At 59.9% G+C, this 24467-nt stretch carries 25 protein-coding genes; 9 read left to right on the top strand and 16 right to left on the bottom strand.

Features of this window, described 5'->3' with window-relative positions:
- Positions 1-51 precede the first annotated feature (51 nt).
- Positions 52-591 carry a hypothetical protein gene (locus RS75_RS12930; RefSeq protein ID WP_045021175.1) on the bottom strand — a complete coding sequence of 180 codons (540 nt, stop codon included), beginning with the start codon at positions 589-591 and terminating at the stop codon, positions 52-54.
- A gap of 107 nt (positions 592-698) precedes the next feature.
- Here RS75_RS12930 and RS75_RS26635 point away from each other — a divergent pair, with 107 nt between their 5' ends.
- The 5 genes from RS75_RS26635 to RS75_RS12910 are packed head-to-tail and all read left to right on the top strand — an operon-like array spanning position 699 to position 7131.
- Positions 699-875: a hypothetical protein gene (locus RS75_RS26635; protein WP_160297184.1), complete on the top strand. Its 177-nt coding sequence runs from the start codon at positions 699-701 to the stop codon at positions 873-875.
- Positions 872-2269: a threonine synthase gene (thrC, locus tag RS75_RS12925; RefSeq protein WP_045021035.1), complete on the top strand. Its 1398-nt coding sequence runs from the start codon at positions 872-874 to the stop codon at positions 2267-2269. The genes RS75_RS26635 and thrC overlap by 4 nt, the downstream gene beginning before the upstream one ends.
- Positions 2270-2288: 19 nt before the next feature.
- Complete coding sequence (locus RS75_RS12920) at positions 2289-3587, top strand: M16 family metallopeptidase (protein WP_045021034.1); 1299 nt, start codon at positions 2289-2291, stop codon at positions 3585-3587.
- Between the two features lie 32 nt (positions 3588-3619).
- Positions 3620-4219 (top strand): GNAT family N-acetyltransferase, encoded by a 600-nt coding sequence (locus RS75_RS12915; protein WP_045021032.1) that lies wholly within the window; start codon positions 3620-3622, stop codon positions 4217-4219.
- Entirely contained in the window at positions 4216-7131 is a 2916-nt protein-coding gene (locus RS75_RS12910; protein WP_045021030.1) for an EAL domain-containing protein, read from the top strand. Before RS75_RS12915 ends, RS75_RS12910 begins: the two co-directional genes overlap by 4 nt.
- 179 nt (positions 7132-7310) lie before the next feature.
- Here the strand turns inward: RS75_RS12910 and RS75_RS12905 are convergent, their stop codons facing one another.
- The 3 genes from RS75_RS12905 to RS75_RS12895 all read right to left on the bottom strand — a co-directional run bounded on the left by RS75_RS12905 (position 7311) and on the right by RS75_RS12895 (position 9485).
- Entirely contained in the window at positions 7311-8417 is a 1107-nt protein-coding gene (locus RS75_RS12905) for a zinc-binding metallopeptidase family protein (protein ID WP_045021028.1), read from the bottom strand.
- A 151-nt stretch (positions 8418-8568) separates the two neighbouring features.
- A complete protein-coding gene (locus RS75_RS12900) occupies positions 8569-8760 on the bottom strand; it encodes a CsbD family protein (protein ID WP_045021026.1) in 192 nt (63 codons plus the stop codon).
- Positions 8761-8879: 119 nt separating this feature from the next.
- Complete coding sequence (locus tag RS75_RS12895) at positions 8880-9485, bottom strand: YqgE/AlgH family protein (protein ID WP_045021174.1); 606 nt, start codon at positions 9483-9485, stop codon at positions 8880-8882.
- Positions 9486-9646: 161 nt separating this feature from the next.
- On the opposite strand from RS75_RS12895, the gene RS75_RS12890 reads away from it, so the two are divergent.
- Together RS75_RS12890 and RS75_RS12885 are read left to right on the top strand one after the other, a co-directional pair.
- Entirely contained in the window at positions 9647-10495 is an 849-nt protein-coding gene (locus RS75_RS12890) for a protein-disulfide reductase DsbD domain-containing protein (RefSeq protein WP_045021024.1), read from the top strand.
- 122 nt (positions 10496-10617) lie between these two features.
- Positions 10618-11103 (top strand): peroxiredoxin, encoded by a 486-nt coding sequence (locus tag RS75_RS12885; protein ID WP_045021023.1) that lies wholly within the window; start codon positions 10618-10620, stop codon positions 11101-11103.
- A 70-nt stretch (positions 11104-11173) separates the two neighbouring features.
- On the opposite strand, the gene RS75_RS12880 is transcribed toward RS75_RS12885, so the two are convergent.
- The 12 genes from RS75_RS12880 to coxB form a co-directional block, all read right to left on the bottom strand.
- A complete protein-coding gene (locus tag RS75_RS12880) occupies positions 11174-11482 on the bottom strand; it encodes a Dabb family protein (RefSeq protein WP_045021020.1) in 309 nt (102 codons plus the stop codon).
- A gap of 161 nt (positions 11483-11643) precedes the next feature.
- Positions 11644-12084: a ribonuclease HI gene (gene rnhA / locus RS75_RS12875; protein ID WP_003511799.1), complete on the bottom strand. Its 441-nt coding sequence runs from the start codon at positions 12082-12084 to the stop codon at positions 11644-11646.
- The gene (locus RS75_RS12870) at positions 12081-13049 is read right to left on the bottom strand and encodes a homoserine kinase (protein WP_045021018.1); all 969 of its coding nucleotides are present in this window, start codon (positions 13047-13049) and stop codon (positions 12081-12083) included. The genes rnhA and RS75_RS12870 overlap by 4 nt, the downstream gene beginning before the upstream one ends.
- 92 nt (positions 13050-13141) lie before the next feature.
- Entirely contained in the window at positions 13142-14188 is a 1047-nt protein-coding gene (ispH, locus tag RS75_RS12865; RefSeq protein WP_045021016.1) for a 4-hydroxy-3-methylbut-2-enyl diphosphate reductase, read from the bottom strand.
- 63 nt (positions 14189-14251) lie between these two features.
- The gene (locus RS75_RS12860) at positions 14252-14986 is read right to left on the bottom strand and encodes an SURF1 family protein (RefSeq protein ID WP_045021172.1); all 735 of its coding nucleotides are present in this window, start codon (positions 14984-14986) and stop codon (positions 14252-14254) included.
- Between the two features lie 10 nt (positions 14987-14996).
- Positions 14997-15383 (bottom strand): DUF983 domain-containing protein, encoded by a 387-nt coding sequence (locus tag RS75_RS12855; RefSeq protein ID WP_045021014.1) that lies wholly within the window; start codon positions 15381-15383, stop codon positions 14997-14999.
- Between the two features lie 435 nt (positions 15384-15818).
- On the bottom strand, positions 15819-16694 hold the full coding sequence (locus tag RS75_RS12850; RefSeq protein ID WP_045021012.1) for a cytochrome c oxidase subunit 3: 876 nt from the start codon (positions 16692-16694) through the stop codon (positions 15819-15821).
- Positions 16695-16757: 63 nt separating this feature from the next.
- Positions 16758-17375, bottom strand: a complete 618-nt coding sequence (locus RS75_RS12845) for a cytochrome c oxidase assembly protein (RefSeq protein ID WP_045021010.1) — start codon at positions 17373-17375, stop codon at positions 16758-16760.
- Between the two features lie 42 nt (positions 17376-17417).
- The gene (locus tag RS75_RS27315) at positions 17418-17549 is read right to left on the bottom strand and encodes a hypothetical protein (protein WP_045021008.1); all 132 of its coding nucleotides are present in this window, start codon (positions 17547-17549) and stop codon (positions 17418-17420) included.
- Positions 17549-18502, bottom strand: a complete 954-nt coding sequence (locus RS75_RS12835) for a heme o synthase (protein ID WP_045021006.1) — start codon at positions 18500-18502, stop codon at positions 17549-17551. The genes RS75_RS27315 and RS75_RS12835 overlap by 1 nt, the downstream gene beginning before the upstream one ends.
- Positions 18503-18815: 313 nt before the next feature.
- The gene (gene ctaD / locus RS75_RS12830) at positions 18816-20531 is read right to left on the bottom strand and encodes a cytochrome c oxidase subunit I (RefSeq protein WP_045021005.1); all 1716 of its coding nucleotides are present in this window, start codon (positions 20529-20531) and stop codon (positions 18816-18818) included.
- A gap of 17 nt (positions 20532-20548) precedes the next feature.
- Positions 20549-21412 carry a cytochrome c oxidase subunit II gene (coxB, locus tag RS75_RS12825; protein ID WP_045021004.1) on the bottom strand — a complete coding sequence of 288 codons (864 nt, stop codon included), beginning with the start codon at positions 21410-21412 and terminating at the stop codon, positions 20549-20551.
- A 454-nt stretch (positions 21413-21866) separates the two neighbouring features.
- On the opposite strand from coxB, the gene RS75_RS12820 reads away from it, so the two are divergent.
- Both RS75_RS12820 and tldD read left to right on the top strand, forming a co-directional pair.
- Entirely contained in the window at positions 21867-22391 is a 525-nt protein-coding gene (locus RS75_RS12820) for an invasion associated locus B family protein (RefSeq protein ID WP_045018257.1), read from the top strand.
- A gap of 457 nt (positions 22392-22848) precedes the next feature.
- Entirely contained in the window at positions 22849-24264 is a 1416-nt protein-coding gene (tldD, locus tag RS75_RS12810) for a metalloprotease TldD (RefSeq protein WP_045020999.1), read from the top strand.
- Positions 24265-24467 lie beyond the last annotated feature (203 nt).

Here is a 24467-nt window from a genome sequence, read left to right as displayed (position 1 = left end):
GACCGGAGCCCGCCTAGCAGCCTCCGGTTTTTTAATGACCCGTCCGTCAAATCACCGGCGCTTGGTCTTGCCCTTTGCGCCCTGCTCGGCAAAACCGATATAGACGCTGACCGACTTCGGTGCGCCACCCGGTGCATTGGGAATAGCGACGTGGTCATTGTTGAAGATGAACTGCGTGCCGCTCTGGCCAGCCGGAACGTCGATGGCGAAATTGGTCGTTTCGCCGTAAATCTCGCCGTCGCCGTCCTTCACCGTGACACGGATGGGCACGGTCACGCGGCCGGGCTTCGACATGGGGCCGGGAACGAGGCGGCCCTGGGCCAGCACGTTCACCGTCAGCGTCGTTTCGTTCGCGGTGCACGAGCGCGTCGTGTCGGAGAGCGAGACCTGATAGGCCAGTTTCTGCGGATCGTCCTTCGCCCCACCGGAATAGACGCGGTGGACGGCGTTGGCGTCGAGAACCGTCACGGCCGGGCAATTTGCCTGCACCACCGCGGCAACCGGATTGGCCTGCGCCGCCGGGGGATTGACGGCAAGCGAGTCCGCCGGATTGGAGGAATTGCATCCTGCAACGACGGCCAGAAGCGACATCGCGGCGGACAAACGCAAGAAATTCCCTGACACTCTTCTAATTCCCTCTCCATTGTCCCGGAACCGAACCGGAGACGCTGTTTATTGACCTTTCACGCAGGTTGGCGATGGTCTATAGCAGCGACGCCGGAAAAAATCGATTGGCATGTTCGGTTTTGCTTGAATTTTCAAAAAAGCCCTTCATTACCTCACCAATCGCCTCATTTTGGCAAGAGCCTGCTGACGAAGACGCCGGTAACATCGGCAACGGACAGACCGATAAAGGACAGGGAACTATCTCGTGAAATATGTATCGACCAGGGGTGCGGCCCCTTCGCTTGGTTTCTGCGACGCGCTTCTGGCGGGCCTTGGCCGTGACGGCGGGCTTTACGTGCCGCGCGAATGGCCCTCCATGTCGAAGAAGGAAATCCGCAACCTGCGCGGAAAATCCTATCAGGACATCGCGTTCGAGGTTCTCTACCGTTTCACCGGCGGCGAAATCCCGGCCGATAAGTTCAGGGCGATGATCGACGATGCCTATGCGACGTTCCGCCATCCGGCCGTCGCGCCACTGACGCAGACCGGCCCGAACACGTTCGTGCTTGAGCTTTTCCACGGCACCACGCTCGCCTTCAAGGACGTGGCGATGCAGCTTCTCGCCCGCCTGATGGACTATACGCTGGCTGAGCGCGGCGAGCGCGCCACCATTGTCGGCGCCACCTCCGGCGATACCGGTGGCGCGGCAATCGACGCCTTTGCCGGTCGCGAGCGCACCGACATCTTCATCCTTTTCCCCAATGGCAAGGTCTCTCCGGTGCAGCAGCGCCAGATGACGACCTCGACCGCCTCCAACGTGCATGCGATGGCGATCAACGGCAATTTCGACGATTGCCAGAACCTCGTCAAAGAAATGTTCAACGACGCGAAATTCCGCGACGGCGTGAAGCTTTCCGGCGTGAACTCCATCAACTGGGCGCGCATCATGGCGCAGGTGGTCTATTATTTCACCGCGTCGCTGTCGCTCGGCGGCCCGGACCGGAAGATTTCCTTCACCGTTCCAACGGGTAATTTCGGCGATATCTTTGCCGGTTATGTCGCCAAGAAGATGGGCCTGCCGATCGACAGACTTGTCATCGCCACCAATGACAACGACATTCTGGCGCGCGCGCTGAAGACCGGCCGTTACGAGATGCGGGGCGTCAAATCCACCACTTCACCCTCCATGGATATTCAGATCTCGTCGAATTTCGAGCGACTGCTGTTCGAGGCCTATGGCCGCGATTCCGCTGCGGTAAAGGCATCGATGGACGGCCTGAAGCAGTCCGGCGCGTTTGAAATTCCGCCGCATGCCCTCAAATTCATCAAGCGCGATTTCCGCGCCGGCCGTGCCACCGAAAAGCAGGTGGCGGCGACAATCCGCGATACGCTTGAAAAAACCGGATACCTGATCGACCCGCATACGGCCACCGGCGTTTTCGTGGCGGAAAAGCACGAAAAGGCGTCAAGCCCGATGGTAGTGCTGTCTACCGCCCACCCGGCTAAATTCCCGGCCGCCGTAAAATCCGCTTGCGCAATCGACCCGGCGCTTCCAGTATGGCTAGCTGACATTATGAACCGGGAGGAGCGTTTCGACATTCTGGATGCAGAGCTGAAAGCGGTGGAAACATTCATCGGCAGCCACGCACGCGCCGGCAAATAGAGACGCGGAAAGACTTGATATGAAAGTTAATGTGACCCGGCTTTCGTCCGGGTTGACCGTTGTGACGGAAAAAATGCCACATCTCGAAAGCGTTGCTCTTGGGGTGTGGATCAAATCCGGTTCCCGCAACGAGACGACTGCCGAACATGGCATCGCCCATCTTCTCGAACATATGGCCTTCAAGGGCACGGCGCGCCGCACCGCCCGGCAGATCGCCGAAGAGATCGAAAATGTCGGCGGCGAAGTCAACGCCGCGACATCGACGGAAACAACCTCCTATTATGCCCGGGTCCTCAAAGACCACGTACCGCTGGCCGTCGATATCCTTGCCGACATTCTGACGGAATCGCTCTTCGACGAAGACGAGCTGGAGCGGGAGAAAAACGTCATTCTCCAGGAAATCGGCGCCGCCACCGATACGCCTGATGACGTGATCTTTGACAATTTTTCCGGTGTCGCCTATCGCGACCAGACCATCGGCCGCCCGATCCTCGGCACGCCGGAAACCGTGCAATCCTTTACCAGCGCCCAGATAAGGCATTATCTCGCACGCAACTATACGACGGACCGCATCTTCGTCGTTGCGGCGGGTGCCGTCGATCACCAAAGCTTCGTGAAGCAGGTGGAAGAGCGTTTCGCCACGCTGCCGCAGCTGCCGATCGCCACGCCGGTTCTCGAAAAGGCGATCTATACCGGCGGGGAAATCCGCGAGACCCGCGACCTGATGGACGCGCAGGTGCTTCTCGGCTTCGAGGGCAAGGCCTACCATGCCCGCGATTTCTACTGTTCGCAGATTCTCGCCAATATTCTTGGCGGCGGCATGTCATCACGCCTCTTCCAGGAAGTGCGTGAAGCGCGCGGCCTTTGTTATTCCGTCTATGCCTTCCATTGGGGTTTTTCCGATACCGGCATCTTCGGCGTGCATGCGGCGACCGGCGGCAACGACCTGCCGGAACTGATACCCGTCATCCTCGACGAGCTGCGCAAGTCTTCGCAGACAATCCATCAGGAAGAAATCGACCGCGCCCGTGCGCAAATCCGCGCGCAATTGCTGATGGGACAGGAAAGCCCGGCCGCGCGCGCCGGCCAGATCGCCCGGCAGATGATGCTTTATGGCCGCCCCATCCCCAATGAGGAGATGATGGAGCGCCTGAACGACATCACGCGGGAACGCCTGACCGATCTTGCAGGACGGCTGTTTTTCGATACAGTTCCGACGTTGTCCGCAATTGGCCCGCTCGAAAAGCTGCCGCCTCTTTCAGACATCACTGCCGCGCTTTCCGCGCAGCAGCCCGCAAGGATAAAGGCGAACGGCTGAGGGTGGCGGTTTCTTCCGCACAGGGATGGTGAATGCTGCGTTTTCTTTCCCGACATAACGACACGCCCGAATTGCGCAGCGCCGACCATCTTCTCAGACTGCCGCGCTATGGCGATTTCAGGCAATGGCACGTCCTGCGCTCCGAAAGCCGGCAGTTTCTCCAGCCCTGGGAGCCCGCCTGGCGGCCGGACGAACTGACGGAAGGCTCCTTCCGCACGCGCGTGGTGCGTAACGGCCAGGAGTTTTCCTCCGGCACCGCCGTGTCGTTTCTGCTGTTCGAGAAGGAGACGCTGCTCGTCGGCGGCATCACCATCGGATACATCCGCCGGGGTGCTGCGCAAAGCTGCATGATCGGATATTGGGTGGGCGAACGTTACGCCGCGCAAGGCCATATGTCCGCCGCATTAAAATTGGTAATACCCTATATCTTCAGCGGACTTCAGTTGCACCGTATCGAGGCAGCCTGTATTCCGGAAAACTTCAAAAGCATCCGGCTCCTCGAAAATGCCGGGTTCCAGCGGGAAGGTCTCTTGCGGGAATATCTGAAAATCAATGGCCAATGGCGGGATCATATGATGTTTTCCCTTCTTGCCGACAAGCAAAGCTCCGGCGGAACGAAGTACGATACATGACCTACAATCACTCTGCGCCGTGCCTGTCGAAACGGTTGGCGGCAATTGCATTGGCTGCGCCGTTTTTCCTGCTTTTCCTGCTTTTTGCCTCTCATTCCTACGCTTTCGAACCGGTGAAGATTTCCCGTGACGACACGGCGCTCGACCTCACCGCAACGACCGATATCTATGCCAACCAGGGCGAGGCCTTTCAGGTCTCGACCGCACCCGGACCTGATGGCATCCGCCGCCGCATCGAGGTGCGCGCCAGCTCCACCGACCACCAGGGCGACTGGGCGGTGTTTGCGCTTGCCAACGTCTCCGAAGAACAGCTGGAGCGGGTCATCGTCGCCCCGCATTTCCGTCTGGTGAATTCCAAGCTGTTCTGGCCCGATCTCGGCTCGCAGCGCATCATGGCGATCACGCCGAGCGAGGGCTTCGCGCTCGACAGGCAGCCAAGCCCGGATGCCGACGTGTTCCGCATCACGCTCAACCCCGGCTCCGTCATCACCTTCGTCGCGGAACTTTCGACCCCGCAATTGCCGCAGATCTATCTGTGGGAACCGGAAGCCTACAAGGACACGATCAACGCGTTTACGCTTTATCGTGGCATCGTGCTCGGTATCGCCGGCCTTCTGGCCGTGCTTCTGACGATTCTGTTCGTGGTCAAGGGAACCTCCGTTCTGCCGGCCTCGGCTGCACTTGCCTGGGCGGTACTGGCCTATATCTGCGTCGATTTCGGTTTTCTCGAAAAGCTCATCACCGTCACGTCCAGCGATCAGCGAATATGGAGGGCGGGCGCCGAAGTGGCTCTCGCCTCCAGCTTCGTGGTCTTCCTGTTCACCTATCTCAATCTCAATCGCTGGCATGCACATCTGGGTTACGCGACATTCGCCTGGGTGGTGGGGCTGGTGCTGCTTTTCGGCGTCGCCATCTACGATCCTTCGGTCGCGTCCGGTATCGCCCGCGTATCCTTCGCTCTGACAGCGACCGCCGGTATCGCGCTCATCGTCTATCTCGGTTTCAACCGCTACGACCGGGCGATCCTGCTCGTTCCCTCCTGGGCGCTCATCCTCGTCTGGCTGTTCGGCGGTTGGCTTACGGTGACGGGACAGTTGGACAACGACATCGTACAGCCGGCGCTCGGCGGCGGGCTGGTGCTGATCGTGCTTCTGATCGGCTTTACCGTCATCCAGCACGCCTTTGCCGGCAGCGCCTATCAGCAGGGCCTGTTCTCCGATCTCGAGCGGCAATCGCTGGCCCTGACCGGCAGCGGCGATACCGTGTGGGATTGGGATGTGACGCGCGACCGCATCGTCACCACGCCCGATATTTCCAACCGGCTGGGGCTGGAGCCCGGCACCATGCACGGTGCTGCGCGCAACTGGCTGCCGCGCCTGCACCCTGACGATCGCGACCGGTTCAAGGCGACGCTCGACGTGCTGCTCGACCATCGCAAGGGCCGGCTCAACCACGAATTCCGCATTCGCGCCGAAGACGGGCATTTCCACTGGCTGCAAATCCGCGCCCGTCCGGTTCTCGGCTCCAACGGCGAAATCATCCGCTGCGTCGGCACCATTACCGATATCACCGAGCAGAAGAATTCGGTCGAGCGGCTGTTGCAGGATGCAATGAACGACAATCTGACCGGGCTTCCGAACCGGCAGGTGTTTCTCGACCGCCTGCAATCGATCCTCAACCTCTCTCCCGACAGCGAGAGCGTGCGGCCGACCGTGATGGCGATCGATATCGACCGCTACAAGCTGGTCAACGATACTCTGGGTATCGCTGCGGGCGACAATATCCTCATCGCTCTGACGCGGCGTCTGCGCCGTCTCCTGAAACCGCAGGATACGCTGGCGCGTCTCGGCGGCGATGAATTCGGCCTGATCCTGACCTCAGAGCGCGATCCGCAGCGGGTTGCCGATTTCGCCGATGCGGTGAACAAGGCGATCATGGTGCCGATCAATTTCGCCAATCGCGAAATCATCCTCACCGCCTCCATCGGCCTCGTCTCATGGATCGACCAGCAGGAAAGCGCCGCCGGACTTCTGAGCGATGCGGAACTCGCCATGTACCGCGCCAAGCGGGCTGGCGGAAACCGCGTCGAGCCTTTCCGCCCCGCCTTCCGCACGTCCGGCACCGACCGCCTGCAAATGGAAAGCGACCTTCGCCGCGCCATCGAGCGCAAGGAGCTGTCGCTTGCCTACCAGCCGATCGTCAAGCTGGACGACGGCGAAATTGCCGGTTTCGAGGCCCTCATGCGGTGGGAGCATCCCAAGCGGGGCAATATCGCGCCCAGCGAATTCATTCCCATCGCCGAAGCTTCGGGCCTCATCGAACCGCTCGGCATGTTCGCGCTGGAACGGGCGGCGACCGATCTGATGGACTGGCAACATGCCATCGAGAAGATGCCGATCTTCATTTCCGTCAATATTTCCAGCGCACAATTGCTGAACAACGAATTATATACCGACGTGCGCAGCATGCTGACGCGCACGCGCTGCAATCCGCAGCAGCTGAAACTGGAATTGACGGAATCGGTGGTGATGGAAAACCCCGAACAGGCGCGGCTGGTCCTTTCCAAGCTCAAGGAAACCGGCATCAGCCTTGCCATGGACGATTTCGGCACCGGCTATTCGTCGCTTGCCTATCTCACTCGTTTCCCCTTCGACACGATCAAGCTCGACAAGGCGCTGGTGGCCAATACCAGCGACAAGCGCAACGTGCTGCTACGCTCCGTCATCGCCATGGCGCGTGCGCTCGACATGCAGGTGGTGGCCGAAGGCATCGAAACACCCGAAGACGCGGCGGAGCTTTCACGGATGAACTGCCACTTCGGCCAAAGCTTCCTGTTCGGCACCCCGGTTTCCGGCGATGCGGCGCTGAAGCTTCTGCGGGAACGGTTCCAGCCGACGAAGCGGGCTTCGTAAGTGGTCGGGGTGCGGTGGTGCACCCCTTCCCCCCAAACACGACGTCATCCTCGGGCTCGACCCGAGGATCCATTGTCGCGGGTGATTGTGGGTCCTCGGGTCAAGCCCGAGGATGACCACCGAAGAAAAGTATTCGGTCGCCGCTGCGACGCGGATTTTTCAACCCGCGTATCGAGTATTCACTGAACCATCACAGACTGCTGCATCGGCGACGGCCAGTCCGCGGCGACCCTGCCATGCAGCAGGTCGTGAATGAACTCCATCTTGGTCACCACTGGCGGCGCCAGCACGAAGGGGTAGAGGTCCGCCTCCCCCATGCTGCGCTGGATCGAGTTGATGGCGACGCTCAGCGGAATCCAGGCCCTGACCAGTTGCGCGGCACTACGGGCATTGTAGGGATCGAAGGTGACCTCCGCCGCCATTTCCTCGTGTCCGTCCGGATCGATCGCCACCCCGAAGGCGCACGCGGTCTCCAGCGTGTCGACGATGTGGAGATAATGCGCGAAACATTCGGCAAAATCCTCCCAGGGGTGGACGGAGGCATAGGCGCTTATGAAGGTTTCCTGCCAGTTGGGGGGCGGTCCCTGCCGGTAACTGCGTTGCAGGGCCGCTGCATAATCCTCGCGCTCGTCGCCGAATATTGCGCGGCAGGCCTCTAACCGGTTCTGGTCACGAACAAGCTTGTTCCAGATGAAATGTCCGACCTCATGGCGGAAATGGCCGAGCATGGTGCGATAGGGTTCGTTCATGTTGGCACGCACCTGCTCGCGCGTCGCATCGTCCACTTCCGCCGCGCGAATGGCGATCAGTCCCTCGTCGTGACCGGTCATGGCGGGAATGACCGAGCCGTCTGGCGCGACCGCATCGACCAGAAAGTCGAAGACCAGCCCTCCGACCGGATCGGCATCCCGGTTCGGATGCGGCAAGCCGAGCCGCAGCATCGAATAAAACAAATGCCGTTGCGCCTGGCTGATGCCCCGCCATTGTTCTATGCCCTCATCCGTCGTGATATCCGGCACCAGACGGTTGTGGCTGCAGGCCGGGCAAAAGGCGTCGAAGCTTTCCGCCGGCACCGACCAGTTGCAGATGTCGTTCGCTTCATTGGCGCAAAAACGCACCTGTTTTTCCGGCTGGGCGACCAGTTGCCAATTCGGCTCGCCCGCAGGCGCCAGCGCTTCCATGGAGAGGCGCTCCGGCACGAAAGCCAGACGATGGCCGCAGGAGACGCAGAAACGATTATCGAAATGGACCGGCTGGCCACAGGAGGCGCAGGAAAAAAGCTTCATTCATGAAACCCTTACGATGGATCGGCTGGCTGGCGGCAAGCATACGATATCAATGTGAACACTGTGACCGCCCTTCCGGCATCCCATACGACTGGAGCGCATGTGCAACACACATGCGCTCCATGGCGTCCCTCAGGCGGACCTGGCGACATCACATGCGATCGACTGCGCCCTTGACGGCGTCTTTCGCCTTGCCGACGGTGCTCTGGACCTTGCCCTTGGTTTCCTGGGCAGCACCCTCGGCGCGCAACTGGTTATTGCCGGTCGCTTCACCGACGCTCTTTTTGACCTTGCCGGCAATTTCGTTGGCTTTACCGGCAATTCTGTCGGATGTGCTACCCATGTCGTTACTCCCTGGTTGAGCCAAACTGTTTGTCGGCTTTCCGGGTGACTAACGTGAGGGACAAGGTTTGGTTCCCGCCGGCACGCGCCTGGCGGCGGCAGAAATGCAGGCGTGCAAATTCAGGCGTGTCCGGCATCCGCAGAAAGCATGCGGGGGTCGATACCCATCAGCGCGAGCGCCCGTTCATATTTATTGTCCAGTCCACGGTCGAAAATCAGCTCTTCCGCAGCCGGGCAATTCAGCCAGCCATTGTTGGCGATCTCGTTTTCCAGCTGGCCCGGACCCCAGCCCGCATAGCCGAGCATCATGGTTGCCCTTTGCGGGCCACGGCCATTGGAAATGGCGCGGACGATATCCAGCGTCGCCGTCAGCGAAATGTCGTCACTGACCGGAATGCTGGATTCGCTCAGATAATCATCCGAATGCAGCACGAAACCCCGGCCGGACTCGACCGGGCCGCCGCACTGGATCGGAAATTCGCGAGTGCGGTTGGGTAGCATGATGGCGTCGTTGCTGTCCACCAGTTTCAGATGCAGCAGAATATCCGTAAAGGTGATCTGCTGCGACCGGTTGATGATGAAGCCCATGGCGCCGGCGTCCGAATGGGCGCAGATATAAATCACCGAACGGGCAAAATTACCGTCGTCCAGTCCCGGCATCGCGATGAGGAACTGGCTGTCGAGAAAGCCACGTTCGCGTTTGTCCATCAGCGTTGAAAAGCTCACCGTCGCCTCCAGCAGACCGAATTCCGTCATTGAACGGAAAACGTCGTTCGCACTTCGACGAGATACAGGATGCGGCATAGCGCCCGATCAATCAACCGAAAATGATGAACCGCACGAATTCGTAACTGGTTCACCGGACGATGTTGGGTTAGACGGGAAGAATGAGCGTCAGGACATTCTTTCGATTTTCACATCTTCGCCTCGCGGCCGCATTTGCCGTCCTCCTCGGTGGCGGACATGCCGCGCAGGCGGAAATTACCGACTGGGCCAGAAGCGAGGGCGGCCAGATGCGCGTGGCAAGCCTTGCCATGGATGGCGACGGCGTGGTGCGCGGCGTGCTGCAAATCGAGCCGAAAGACGGCTGGATAACCTATTGGCGCGAACCGGGCGAAGCTGGCATACCGCCGAAGATCACGCTTGATCCGGCAAGCGGCGTGAGCCTGATCTCCATGGCCTACCCCGTTCCGAAGCTCATCGAAAACGGCGAGCTTACCGATATCGGCTACGATCACGCCGTCAGCCTTCCCTTTCAGCTGAAAGCCGCCGACACATCGGCGAGCGGGAAAATCGACCTCACCGCCTTCATCGGTGTCTGCCAGAATATCTGCATCCCCTTCGAGGCGACGTTTTCGATCGACCGGGGCAATGCCGGCGGTGACGACCACGAGGAACGGCGATTGCTGGAAGAGGCGCGCGAGACGCTGCCCGAAGCCGCATCCGACGATTTCAAGGTCGTCGATTTCCACATCACGCCCGACAAGACCATGCTCGGCGTGCAGCTGCAACTACCGGAAAACGCACCTAAGGAAACCGAGATATTCATCGCCGGCCCCTCGGGTTTTGCCTATTACGAACCGCAGAACATGGTGCGCGACAGGCGCAAGCTATCCTTCTACATGAACATCAAGGGCCTGCCGAAAACCTATCAGGTGCAGGGCAACAGCTGGCCCATTCTGGTCAAATCCGGCGACCGGGCCATGGAAACGATGCTCAATTTTCCAAAGCCGTGAGCGGTTCGGCGGCCGTGTCCGCGCGGCCATTTCAGGCATGGAATTTCCCAAGAAAACCGGATGACACGTTTCGTTTCGTTGCTCTATAGTCGCGCGAACCGAACGGCCACAGGAGCATGGACATGACCATCAAGATCGGCGAAAAACTGCCTTCCGCAACCTTCAAGGAAAAGACGGCCGATGGCCCGGTGGAAACCACCACCGATCAGCTTTTCGGCGGCAAGACGGTGGTTCTTTTCGCCGTGCCCGGCGCTTTCACCCCCACCTGCTCGCTGAACCACCTGCCGGGCTATCTCGAAAACCGCGACGCCATTCTCGCAAAAGGCGTGGATGACATCGCCGTCGTCTCCGTCAACGACTGGCACGTCATGGGCGCATGGGCGCAATCGTCCGGCGGCCAGGGCAAAATCCACTTCCTCGCCGACTGGGACGCCGCCTTCACCAAGGCGCTCGGTCTCGACGCCGATCTCTCCGGCGGCGGCCTCGGTGTGCGCTCCAAGCGCTATTCGATGCTGGTGAAAGACGGTGTGGTAACATCGCTCAACGTGGAAGAAAACCCCGGTCAGGCGACGGTCTCGGCCGCAGCGGCGATGATCGAGCAGCTTTAAGCCACCTCTACGTCTCCATCCTCGGGCATGGAGCAAAGGACAGATTAAAGGGCGGTCGAACCGCCCTTTTTCACACGTTCATATCAAATACCAGAAGCCCTGCCAGGCCGCCATCGGTCAGCGAGACCAGACGTTGCCCGACTTCCATGTGCTGCGGGTGCGCGAGATATTCGTCGCGGGCTTCCGGGCTTTCCAGCGTCACGATGAAGCCATCGACGAAGCCGCCGTTCAGGCCTTCGGGTGAAACATTCTGGCCGTATTTCACGTCAATTATGCCGGGTATCACGTCCTTCAGGGCCGCAATCGCCTCGAATACCGCCTGTTTTTCAGAGGATGCCGTCGCGGCCTTGAACCGTAGAAATACACAATGCAGGATCATCCGAATGTCTCTCCTCCGTTGGAACGCCGTCCAACTGTTTGACGACAAGATAGATCGGGTTTCAGTTTTCACAATCCCCGATCAGGGCCTGTCCCGATTAAAACATGCCCCGGTCAAGAGTGGCCCCGGTCAAGACTTGCCCCGAATAGAGCAGGCTTCCGTTACCGGCGTTTGAAAGGCTCCATGCCCTTGCGCGCCAATTCATCGGCGCGCTCGTTTTCCGGATGGCCGGCATGGCCCTTGACCCAGTGCAGGGTGACCTTGTGGCGCTCCTGCGCCGCCTCCAGCGCCTGCCACAGCTCGACATTCTTGACCGGCTTATTGTCGGCGGTTTTCCAGCCCTTCTTTTTCCAGCCGAAAATCCACTTGGTGATGCCGTCCTTGACATAGGCGCTGTCGGTATAAAGATCGACCTCGCAAGGGCTTTTCAGCGCATTGAGCGCCGAGATAGCCGCCAGCAATTCCATGCGGTTGTTGGTGGTGTCGGCTTCGCCGCCGGACAATTCCTTTTCGGTCTCGCCATAACGCAACACCGCGCCCCAACCACCCGGACCGGGATTGCCGGAGCAGGCGCCATCGGTAAAAATATCGACGTGTTTCATTCGCCGACCAGCCCGTATTCGGCGACATGGCCGATGGAGCGGTGGAACCGCAGCTTGCGCAGATATTCCAGCGGGTCTTTTTTCACCACCAGCGCGCCTGCCGGCGTCGTCAGCCAGTCATAAAGTCTGGTCAGGAAAAAGCGCAGCGCCGAACCGCGCGCCAGAAGCGGCAGCGCATCCAGTTCCTCGGCGCTCAGCGGCCGCACAGACTGGTAGCCTTCCAGCAGCGCCTTGCCCTTGGTGACGTTGTAGGCGCCATCCTTCTCAAAGCACCAGGCATTGAGGCAGATCGACACGTCGTAAGCGAGCAGGTCGTTGCAGGCGAAGTAAAAATCGATCAGGCCGGAAAGCTCGTCACCGAGGAAGAACACGTTATCCTGAAACAGATCCGCATGGATGACGCCGGCGGGCAAATCCTTCGGCCAATGGGCGGCGAGATAGTCGAGTTCGGGACGAATTTCATCCCTCAGGCCCTTCTCCACCTCGTCGGCGCGGGCCTCCGATTTGTCCCACAGCACCTTCCAGCCCTCGACGGAGAGCGCATTGGGGCGCGTGATCTCAAAGCCCTCGCCGGCGAGATGCATGGCGGCCAGAGCCTTGCCGACTTCCCGGCAATGTTTCGCTTCCGGCTTTCGGAGCCACATGCCTTCAAGGAAGGAGATCAACGCCGCCGGGCGGCCCGACAATTCGCCCAGCAATTCCCCGTCCTTGCGCGGCAGGGGCAAGGGGCACGACAAGCCCCTGGCGGCCAGATGCTGCATGAGGCCGAGGAAAAACGGTAGGTCGTTTTTTTCCACGCGCTTTTCGTAAAGCGTCAGGATCAGCGGGTCCCTGGTGGTGTGCAGCAGGAAATTGGAGTTTTCGACGCCCTCGGCAATGCCCTTATAGGAGGTGAGGCTGCCGACGTCGTATTGCGTGAGGAAATTCCTCAGATCATCTTCGGTGATGTCCGTATAAACTGCCAATTTCAAATCTCTTGATGAAGGATGGAGTGAAAATCCGGGGTGAGAATGACGGATGCGAGGCGGAAACCGCCCACATTTATCGCCATCCCGTTTCAGGCACCGGCGGCGGTTTTCGGCGGGAGCGCGTTGCTGGCATTGCCGTTCACGAAGGCCATGTCGTCCGTCGTCAGTTCAATACTGCGCAGTTCGCGGTTGACGAGGAAATGTTCCGTTTCCTCAACCGTGACAGCCAGATCGAGCGTCGTGTCGAAACGCGCCTTGAAGGCTTCGATGATCTCATCGACGATGACCTCAGGCGCGGAAGCGCCGGCTGACAGACCGACGGTGCTGACATCGCCGATCGCATCCCAGTCGATTTCCGCTGCCCGCTGCACCAGCACGGAGTGTTTTGCGCCAGCGCGCAGCGCCACTTCCACCAGCCGCTTCGAATTGGAGGAATTGGGTGCACCGACCACGATGAACAGATCACAGCCAGGGGCCGCCTGCTTCACCGCATCCTGACGGTTTGTCGTTGCGTAGCAGATGCTGTCGGCGGCGGGCGCCTGAATGGCGGGGAAACGTTCCTGCAACCTCGCGATAACACCAGCGGTATCATCCACCGACAACGTCGTCTGGGTGACGAAACCGAGGTTTTCGCGGTCCACCGGCTCATAACGACCGGCATCTTCCACCGTTTCGACCAGCGAGACAGTGCCTTCGGGAAGCTGGCCCATGGTGCCGATGACTTCCGGGTGACCCGCATGGCCGATCAACACGACATGGCGGCCGAGACGCTGGTGGCGCATGGCCTGCTTGTGAACCTTGGAGACCAGCGGGCATGTCGCATCGAGATAAAACAGGTTACGCGCCTGCGCATCCTCCGGCACGGATTTGGGCACGCCGTGGGCGGAAAAGACCACCGGCTGCTCGCGATGTTCGGTGGGGATTTCATGCAGTTCTTCAACGAAAACTGCGCCCTTGGCTTCCAGCCCTTCCACCACATAGCGATTATGTACGATTTCGTGGCGGACATAGACCGGCGCGCCATAGGCTTTGAGCGCCAGCACCACGATCTGGATCGCCCGGTCCACGCCCGCGCAAAAGCCGCGCGGTCCGCACAGCCTTATCGTCAAAGGGGGTTTGGAAACGGCGATGTTCATTCGTGCTCCTTGGCCTGCTCCTCGCCCTTGCTCGATAACCAGCGTTACCGAACCGGGCGCGGTTTAGTCACCTTGCGCCTTAACGTTCCGGAAATAGGCAAAACCGGCGACGATGACAAGGGCCGCCGCCAAACCATACCACGTTATCGCATATTGCAGGTGATTGTTGGGCAAATCTATCAGCGTCACCCCGCCCTGCGGCCAGCCGCCGGGGTTCGGCGCATCATCGGCATCCACGAACAGGTTGACCAGCCGGCCGGGCGGGATATCGACGCTCGAGGCCATCGCCGCCAGATCCTTCCAGTAGAAGATGTTCTTGGCGATATCATTATCCGGCAGCATGGAAGACGGTTTTGCGACAAGCGGCGCACGCGCCAGCCCCTTGATCTGCACTTCGCCCGCCACCTGCCCGTCAAGCCGCTTGGCCGGTTCCTTCATCTCGAAGGGCACGAAGCCGCGATTGACGAAAAGGATGCGCCCATCGGCAAGCGACAGCGGCGTATAGATGTAATAACCGGTTCTGCCCTGATGGGTGGCGAAGAAATGCCGCTCGCGGGAATGGTCGAAAATGCCGGAAAGACTGACCCTGCGATATTCGATATCGCCGCCGCTTTTGGCCATCGCCTCGATTTCGGAGAGTGGCACCGGGCTTGCACTCAACCGTTCCTCGATATCGGCAATCAGGGCCTCTTTCCAATGGAGCCGCTTCACCTGCCATGTGCCGAGCCCGAGAAGGATGGCGAGTGCGAGCAGGACGAGCGGCGCGGCGAACCAGATGTGTCTTTCCGCCGTCTTCATGTGGGAAACATCATTCACGATCAAGCCTGCCTTCGCTTGCATTGTTGCGGTATTGCAGGGCAATCATGATCCCCTTCAGCTTGCGCAGCAGCACGAGCGAGACAATCACCGTGAACGGCAACCAGAGCATGACATGCACCCAGACGGGCGGCGCAAAACGCTGATCGAACCAGAGCGCCAGCCCGACGACCAGAAAACCCATGATCAGCATGACGAATACGGCCGGGCCATCGCCCGCATCGGCAAAATCGTAATCCAACCCGCAGGCGCTGCATGCGGGTTTCAGGGTCAGGAAGCCATCGAACAACCGGCCGTTGCCGCAACGCGGGCAGCAGCCTTTTAAGCCCACCTTGATGGGGTCGACGGGCGCGAAATTGCCGTTCGATTGTTCAGACATGGTGAGATCTCCCGCTTCAGCTTGCAAACCCTCTGCTGGAAAGAGGCTCAAGCACGAGGGCGACATCGCCGCCCGTGAAGTGTTGACGAAGGATAACCTCCCTCCTCCGTCATCCTCGGGCTTGACCCGAGGATCCAGATCGGCGGCGCAGTGGGTCCTCGGGTCGAGCCCGAGGATGACGCCGAGCGTGCGGGAAGCTCGCTCCCAAACACAAGCAATCGCTTGTTGCTCGTCGTTGCACCTTGGTTTCTTCTCCCCACCGGGGAGAAGGTGGCCCGAAGGGTCGGATGAGGGGCGAGCTTTCGGGATTCGTGAGCCTTGCCCCTCATCCCGCTGCCGCGACCTTCTCCCCACCGGGGAGAAGAAGACCGGCCGCGTCCTCTCATTTCACAGGTGATAGCCCTGCCCGAAACCTCGGCGCACTATCTGGAGCAATTACCCGTGCACCGGCGCGCCCCAGCCACCCCAGATGTAGATGGCGAAGAACAGGAACAGCCAGACGACGTCGACGAAGTGCCAGTACCAGGCGGCGGCCTCGAAGCCGAAATGCTGCGTTGGCGTGAAACCGTCGGCAATGGCCCGGAACAGGCAGACCAGCAGGAACACCGTGCCGACGAAGACGTGGAAACCGTGGAAACCGGTCGCCATGAAGAAGGTCGCGCCATAGATCGAGTTCTTGAAGTCGAACGGGGCGTGCATGTATTCGTAGACCTGCACGGTCGAGAACAGGACGCCGAGCGCGACGGTCAGCGCGAGGCCGCTGATCAGGCCCTTGCGGTCATTGTGCAGCAGGGCGTGGTGCGCCCAGGTGACGCAGGTGCCCGAAAGCAGCAGGATGACGGTGTTGTAGAGCGGCAGATGCCAGGGATCGATGACCTCGATGCCCTTCGGCGGCCATTGCCCGCCGGTATATTCGAGGCGGGACGCCTGAATGGCCTCATTCGGAAACAGGCTGGCATCGAAATAGGCCCAGAACCACGCAACGAAGAACATCACCTCCGAGGCGATGAACATGATCATGCCGTAGCGCAGGTGAAGCGCGACGACACGGGTATGGCTGCCCTCATTGGCTTCCTTGATCGTGTCCGCCCACCATGCGTACATGACATAAAGCACGATGACGAGACCGATGTAGAACAGCCAGGGATTGGCCAGTTCCATACCGAACAGCTTGAAGGAGCCGGCCGACAGGTAACGCATGTAGCAGACGCCGCCGAAGGTCAGAATAAAGGCGCCGATCGAGGCCAAAAGCGGCCAGGGGCTTGGATCTATGATGTGGTAGTCGTGGTTCTTCTGATGCGTATCTGCCATGTGCGACAATCCCCGAATGTCTTTTCCCTGACCCGGCCTTACTGAAAAGGCCCGAGTCTCCTCTCACAATTTGCTTTCGCCAGATTCAGTCTTTACCGGCAAGGACGCAACCGGTTTTTCGGTTTTGGCCGGATAAAACGTATAGGACAGCGTCAAAGTATGAATGCTTTTCGTTTCGCGCGCCGTGGCGATATCCGGATCGATGAAGAACACCACCGGCATTTCGAGCGTTTCGCCCGGCTGCAGCGTCGTTTCGGTGAAGCAGAAACACTCCACCTTGTTGAAATAGGCGCCCGCTTCCATGGGCGTGACGTTGAAGACCGCCGTGCCCGTGGTCGCCACGGGTGAGCGGTTCGTCGCCTTGAAGTTGATCTGCACCGTTTCGCCGATCTTCGGCGTGACCTGCCTGTCGACCGGGCGGAAATCCCAGTTGAGACCGTTCGACGTATTGGCGTCGAAAGTGACGTTGATGGTCTTGTCGAGGATGACGTCGGAATATTGCTCGACGCGCTGCGTCGTGCCGTTATAGCCGGTGACGCGGCAGAACAGGCTGTAGAGCGGAACGGCGGCATAGGCCATACCGATCATGCCGCAGAAAAAAACGACACAGAGCACGAGGATGGAGCGATTGCTCACCCGCTGCGTGCCGGCCGTTGCCTTGTCTGCTCCAATATTCGCCATGTCCTCCCCCTCTCCTCCGGTCATGCACTCGACGTCAGGCCGTCAATGCGAGCCGATCTTTATGATGGTGATGACGTAAAACAGCACCACCAGACCGGCGAGCAGGACGCCGAGCGCGATATTGCGCCCACGTCTCGATCTTTTCTGCGCCGCGCTCAGTTCCACCGTTTCCATTAAAGAACTCCCGAAATCACGGCCTTGAGGGCCGGAGCGAAATGATCGGCCAACAGGCCGGAAAAGATGGCGAAGAGGTAAAGCACCGAATAGGCGAACATCTTCTTGGCGGGCAGCATCTTCTCGTCACCATCAGGCATGCGCCGGACATCGAGCGAACAGTAGACGAAGATCACGCTCAGCACTGTGGCGAAGATGCCGTAACCGATGCTCGCCAGACCGGTGAAATATGGCGCGACGGCCGCGGCAGCAGTCAGAACGGCATAAACGATCATCTGGTTCTTGGTGGAGCGTTCGCCCGCCACGTTCGGCATCATCGGAATGCCGACGGAGCCGTAATCGCGCATCTTGAACAGCGCCAGCGCCCAAAAATGCGCTGGTGTCCACAAGAAGATGATGAGGAACAGGATGACGCTGTCGAGCGAAACGCCGCCGGTGACGCAGGCCCAACCGAGCATGGGCGGGAAAGCGCCGGCGGCACCGCCGATGACGATGTTCTGCGGCGTCGAGCGTTTCAGCCACATCGTATAAACGACGGCGTAAAAGAAGATGGTGAAGGCGAGCAGGCCGGCGGAGAACCAGTTGACCGCAAGGCCGAGGATGACCACCGAAAAGGCCGAGAGCGTGAGGCCGAAGGCGAGCGCCTCGCCCGGTGCGACGCGGCCCGATGGGATCGGCCGCTTGGCGGTGCGGCTCATCACGGCGTCGATATCGGCATCGTACCACATGTTGAGCGCGCCGGACGCACCCGCGCCAACGGCGATACAGAGAATGGCGATGACACCGAGGATCGGGTTGATATGGCCCGGCGCCAGCACGAGGCCGGCAAACGCCGTGAAGACGACGAGCGACATGACGCGCGGTTTCAGCAATTCGAAATAATCGCGCGCGCCAGCTTCCGAAAGTTCGGAGCTTTCCACGCCAAGCATCTCGCGATTGTCGATAACGGTCATGTCCTGTCCTGTTTTCCTTCGGACGCCGCTTGTCGCGGCATCCCTTGCACCGGCCCGAAAACCTGATGTCGTTTTCGGCATGCGCGGCGCCTTGATTTGTTCTTTGCGGCTGTCACCGGAATAAAAGCGACCAATGCCATCCTAGCCCAGCACTTGGCATTTATCACGTCGAGCGTCCAGGTTCGCTTGGACAAAATGCCTCACGCCACCGGATAGGCCTTCAGATGCGGGAAACGGCATGAAACGAGGCCATGCCATCCCTTTTTCAGCCACCGGAATGCGCGAGCCCTGCCCGCGCCTTCCGGTCCGGCATTCAGCGAATGCGCGGAAGCTGTTCCCACTGGTGGTAAGGCGGCGGCGAAGACAGCTGCCATTCGAGCGTCGTCGCACCCTCACCCCATGGATTGTCGCCGGCGACCCGCTTCTTGGCGAAGGCTTCCCAAACGCCGAAGAGGAAGATCAACACGGCAACAGCCGAGATATAGGAACCATAGGAAGACACCAGGTTCCAGCCAGCATAGGCGTCGGGATAATCGATGTAACGACGCGGCATGCCGGCAAGGCCGAGGAAGTGCTGCGGGAAGAAGATCAGGTTCACGCCCACGAACATCACCCAGAAATGCAGCTTGCCGATGAACTCGTTGTACATGTAGCCGGTGATCTTCGGGAACCAGTAGTACCAGCCGGCGAAGATCGCGAAGACAGCGCCGAGCGACAGCACGTAATGGAAGTGCGCCACCACGTAATAGGTGTCATGCAGCGAACGGTCGAGACCGGCATTGGCGAGCTGGACGCCGGTAACACCGCCGACCGTGAACAGGAAGATGAAGCCGATCGCCCAGATCATCGGGGTCGAGAAGGTCAGCGAACCGCCCCACATCGTCGCGATCCACGAGAAGATCTTGATACCCGTCGGCACCGCGATGACCATGGTTGCGAAGACGAAATAACGCTGCGCTTCAAGCGAAAGACCGACCGTGTACATGTGGTGCGCCCACACGATGAAGCCGACCGCGCCGATGGCGACCATGGCATAGGCCATGCCGAGATAACCGAAGACCGGCTTCTTGGAGAAGGTGGACACGATGTGGCTGATGATGCCGAAGCCGGGCAGGATCAGGATGTACACTTCAGGGTGGCCGAAGAACCAGAACAGGTGCTGGTAAAGGATCGGATCACCGCCGCCTTCCGGCGAGAAGAATGCCGTGCCGAAGTTGCGGTCGGTCAGAAGCATGGTGATGCCACCCGCCAGAACCGGCAGAGACAGCAGCAGCAGGAATGCGGTGACCAGAACCGACCAGGCGAAAAGCGGCATCTTGTGCAGCGTCATGCCCGGAGCGCGCATGTTGAGGATGGTGGTGATGAAGTTGATCGCGCCGAGGATCGAGGACGCGCCGGCGATGTGCAGCGAGAAGATCGCAAGATCCACCGCCGGTCCCGGCATGCCGTTGGTCGAAAGCGGCGGATACATGGTCCAGCCGCCACCCACGCCGTAACCGCCCGCCGGACCTTCGACGAAGAGCGACATGAGCAGCAAAATGAAGGCCGGAACGATCAGCCAGAAGGAAATATTGTTGAGGCGCGGGAAAGCCATATCCGGCGCGCCGATCATGATCGGGATCATCCAGTTGGCAAAGCCGCCGATCATCGCCGGCATGACCATGAAGAAGATCATGATGAGCGCATGCGCTGTCGTGAACACGTTGAACATGTGCTTGCCGCCGTCGATGGCGGCATCGCCCTCGAAGCCGTAAACCATGGAGGCCAGACCGTGGAAGATCTGGATGCCAGGCTCCTGCAGCTCCATGCGCATGACAACCGAAAGCGCGCCGCCGATGATGCCCGCCATGATGGCGAAGATCAGATAGAGCGTGCCGATGTCCTTATGGTTGGTGGACAGGAACCAGCGGGCGAAAAAGCCCGGCTTATGGGAATGATGCGCGTCATGCGAATGATCGTCATGAGCGTGCGCATCTTGAGCGGAATGACCATGCGAGTGATGATCGTCGTGTGCGGAAGGTCCAGCCATTGTCGTCACTCCAGGTGTCAGTTGGTTTCGTTGGCGGCAACGTCGACCGTGCGCGGAGCGCCATCGACGGAGGCCATCAGCGCCCGGTTCGCGCCGTTCAGATCAGAAGCGGCGGCGGCGTGCCAGGCGTTGTACTGCTGTTCGGAAACCACCCGAATGGCGATCGGCATGAAGGCGTGGTCCTTGCCGCAAAGCTCGGAACATTGGCCGTAATAAAGGCCTTCCTTCTCCGGCTTGAACCATGTTTCGTTGAGGCGGCCCGGAACGGCGTCGATCTTGACGCCAAAGGCGGGCATGGCGAAGGCGTGGATCACGTCGGTCGGCGCCGCCGTCACCAGAAGGCGAACGGTCTTGCCGACAGGAACGACCATTTCATTGTCTACGGCAAGAAGACGTGGATAGCGGGCCTTGTCCTCCTTGCCCGCAGCCGCGCGGTCCTGCTCCTTCAGCAGGTAGCTGTCGAAGGAGAGCGGCTCGGCGCCCTCAGCGGCCTTGTATTCGTAGCTCCAGAGCCACTGCGTCGCCGTCGCCTTCAGTGTCAGGTCCGGGTTTTCCGGCTGCGTCAGCTGCGCGTTCAGAAGATTGAACGAGGGGAAAGCGAGGAACATGAGAATGAGAACCGGCGCAAGCGTCCACACCACCTCGATCGCCGTATTATGGCTGGTCTTGGAAGGCACCGGATTTTTCGCGGCGTGGAATTTCAAAGCGACGATGACGAGCAGCGCAAGAACGAAAAGCGTAACCGGAACAATGAACCAGAGCGTATATTGTTCGAACCAGCGTATTTCGTGCATGATCGGCGTGGCGGCCTCCTGCATGCCCATTTGCCAATGCACCGGCTGATCGGCGTGGGCGCCGACAGCCGTGAGCAGACAGGTCATCCCCGCCAGTGCTGCGTAAATCCTATTCGTCACGGTACCCTCTCCCTCACACGTCTGATCTTGATCAATCACAAACGCAGAATCCATGCTTATGTTACCAACTTCAAACCACAGTTTGTCCTCTGCCGCAATATGCGTAAGGACACGGACGACAGGCAAATTCGCCATTGTTCGTCCTTGACCGAGTTTCCCACGTCCCGCACCCGGCTGAATGTGCCGGACGCGCTTTCCACCAGTCAAAAACCGGCGCGGCCCTTTGTTTCACCCGGTTTCCAGCGGGTTCCGCAACCGGCTTTAGCCGCCGGACACCGGCTGCCGGGAGGGCAAATCACGCGCTCGTGCAGGTGGATGCGTCCTATTTCCGCCCAACTCGGCTGGAATTGAGGTACCAAGGCTTTTTTTTCCGGATTATGGCGTCAAAATAGCCGCACTGATTCGAATCCCAGAGGTATCCATGCGTCTTTCCCCGCTCGCGCGCACTTTTCTTGCTGCCGCCGGTCTTGCCATCATCGCTCCCGCCGCATCGGCGCTGGCGCAACAGCAGCCGCCCGGAACGCCGAAGTCGACGCATGGCGCATGGTCGGTGATCTGCGACAAGCCGGCCGGCGCGTCCGAAGATCAGTGCGCCCTGATGCAGAACGTGATCGCCGACGACCGCCCGGAAGTGGGGCTTTCGGTGGTGGTGCTGAAGACTGCCGACCGCAAGTCGCGCATCCTGCGTATCCTGGCGCCGCTCGGCGTGCTCCTGAAGGACGGCATGGAGCTTTATATCGACAATAATAATATCGGCCGCGCCTATTTCACCCGCTGCTTCTCCGAAGGCTGCTATGTCGAGGTCGATATCGACGACGAGCTGCTGAAGGTTCTGCGCGCCGGCAAGAACGCTGTTTTCGCCCTGCGTGAATCCGTCGATCAGGATCGTGTCGGCATTCCGATCGAGCTGACCGGCTTTGCCGAAGGCTACGACGCGCTTCCGTGAGTAAAACACCTTGCATTTTCAGGAAAAAACTATACTATGACAGTATAGTTTTAGGCATTACTGAAAAGCATGAGAGAAAACAGATCGCCAAGCTCGCGCTTCATCTGCGGCGTTGCCCTGTGTTACGTCGCATTTGCATTCATAGCGGGTTATGCTCGCACGAGAGGAATATTTTTCGAATCTCCACGTGATTGGCAAAGCATCGAGCTTGCTCTGTCAGTTACATCTGGCAACCAGCTTGCCTATTTTCACTGGCAACGCATAGCACCTGATCCGAGCAATCATTGGTCACGGCTGGCATTCCCGATGATCCTCCATCAAGTATGGATCTGCATTGCTGCTTTCATTGTGATTCATTTCATTTTCAAGCTGACCTAAGCCTCATCACGCTTTGGCTTGCCACCGGCGCCGCACGATCCTACATGCTTGCCAGACACTATTCAGTTTGGAGCCTCCCATGACCGACGACCTTGTAAAACTCTTCGATTGCGACGAGACGCAATTGCGCAAGCTGGTCGGCGAGGCGCTCGCGGGGGCTGACGATGGCGAATTGTTCATTGAACATGCCCAGGCGGAGTCGCTCACCTTCGACAATGGCCGTCTCAAGGGTGGCTCTTTTAACACCGACCAGGGTTTTGGCCTTCGCGCCGTCGCAGGCGAGACGGTCGGTTATGCCCATGCGGGTGAGCTATCGCAAAGCGCACTGAAGCGGGCTGCCGATGCGGTCGGTGCGGTCACCAAGGGCTATTCCGGTTCCTATGCCGCAGCACCCCAGCGCACCAACAAGAAACTCTACGGCGACGAAAACCCGATCGGCAGCCCAAGCTTCGAGGAGAAGGTGAAGCTTCTCACCGAAATCGACGCCTATCTGCGCGACAGGCACGCAAATGTCCGGCAGGTCACGGCGACGATTTCCGCAAGCTGGCAGGTGGTGGATATTCTGCGTGCCGACGGACATCGGGTCAGCGATGTCAGGCCCATGACCCGCATCAATATTTCCGTTGTCGCGGGCGAAGGCGACCGGCAGGAGAGCGGTTCCTACGGCATTGGCGGACGTGTCGGCTTCGGTGATTTCATCACCACGGAAAGCTGGCAGCACGGCGCCGACGAGGCGCTGCGTCAGGCGCTCGTCAACCTGACCGCCATCGATGCGCCGGCCGGCACCATGGATGTGGTGCTCGGCTCCGGCTGGCCCGGCGTGATGCTGCACGAGGCGGTCGGCCACGGTCTCGAAGGCGATTTCAACCGCAAGAAAACCTCGGCCTTCGCCGGCCTGATGGGCGAGATGGTCGCCGCCCCCGGCGTGACGGTCGTGGATGACGGCACCATCGACAGCCGTCGCGGCTCGCTGACCGTCGATGACGAGGGCACGCCGTCGGCCTATAATGTGCTGATCGAGAACGGCAGGCTGGTAGGTTATATGCAGGACCGCCAGAACGCCCGGCTGATGGGCGCGAAAGCCACCGGCAACGGCCGCCGGCAGGGTTATGCCTATGTGCCGATGCCGCGCATGACCAACACCTACATGCTATCGGGCGACAAGACGCCCGAAGAAATCATTTCCTCGGTCAAAAAAGGCATCTATGCCGTTTCCTTTGGCGGCGGACAGGTGGACATCACGTCAGGCAAATTCGTGTTCGGCTGCACCGAGGCCTATCTGATCGAAAACGGCAAGATCGGCGCGCCGGTCAAGGGCGCGATGCTGATCGGCAACGGACCGGACGCGATGAAGCGCGTCTCGATGATCGGCAACGATTCCAAGCTCGATACGGGCATCGGCAATTGCGGCAAGGCCGGGCAATGGGTGCCGGTCGGCGTCGGCCAGCCGCATCTGCGCATGGACCAGATCACCGTTGGCGGCACGAAGGCGTAGTTTCGGGGTGCGGGAGTTGCGCTTCACGATGTTTGCAGCTCTGGAGAACGTACCACACGCGCGCATCGTTCTCCGTCATTCCGGCCTCGAGCCGGAATCCAGCCGACACGCGTCCGCGTGTCGAGATAAGTCTTTTCAGCCCAAGGACTTGGGCTGGCTGGATACCGGCTCAAGGCCGGCATGACGGCAGGGAGAATTGCGGC

This window comes from Rhizobium nepotum 39/7, from assembly GCF_000949865.1.
In the GTDB taxonomy this organism is placed as follows: Bacteria; Pseudomonadota; Alphaproteobacteria; order Rhizobiales; family Rhizobiaceae; genus Agrobacterium; species Agrobacterium nepotum.
The sequence above is the reverse complement of the archived record's forward strand: the minus strand, read 5'-3'. Positions and strand labels throughout refer to the sequence as shown.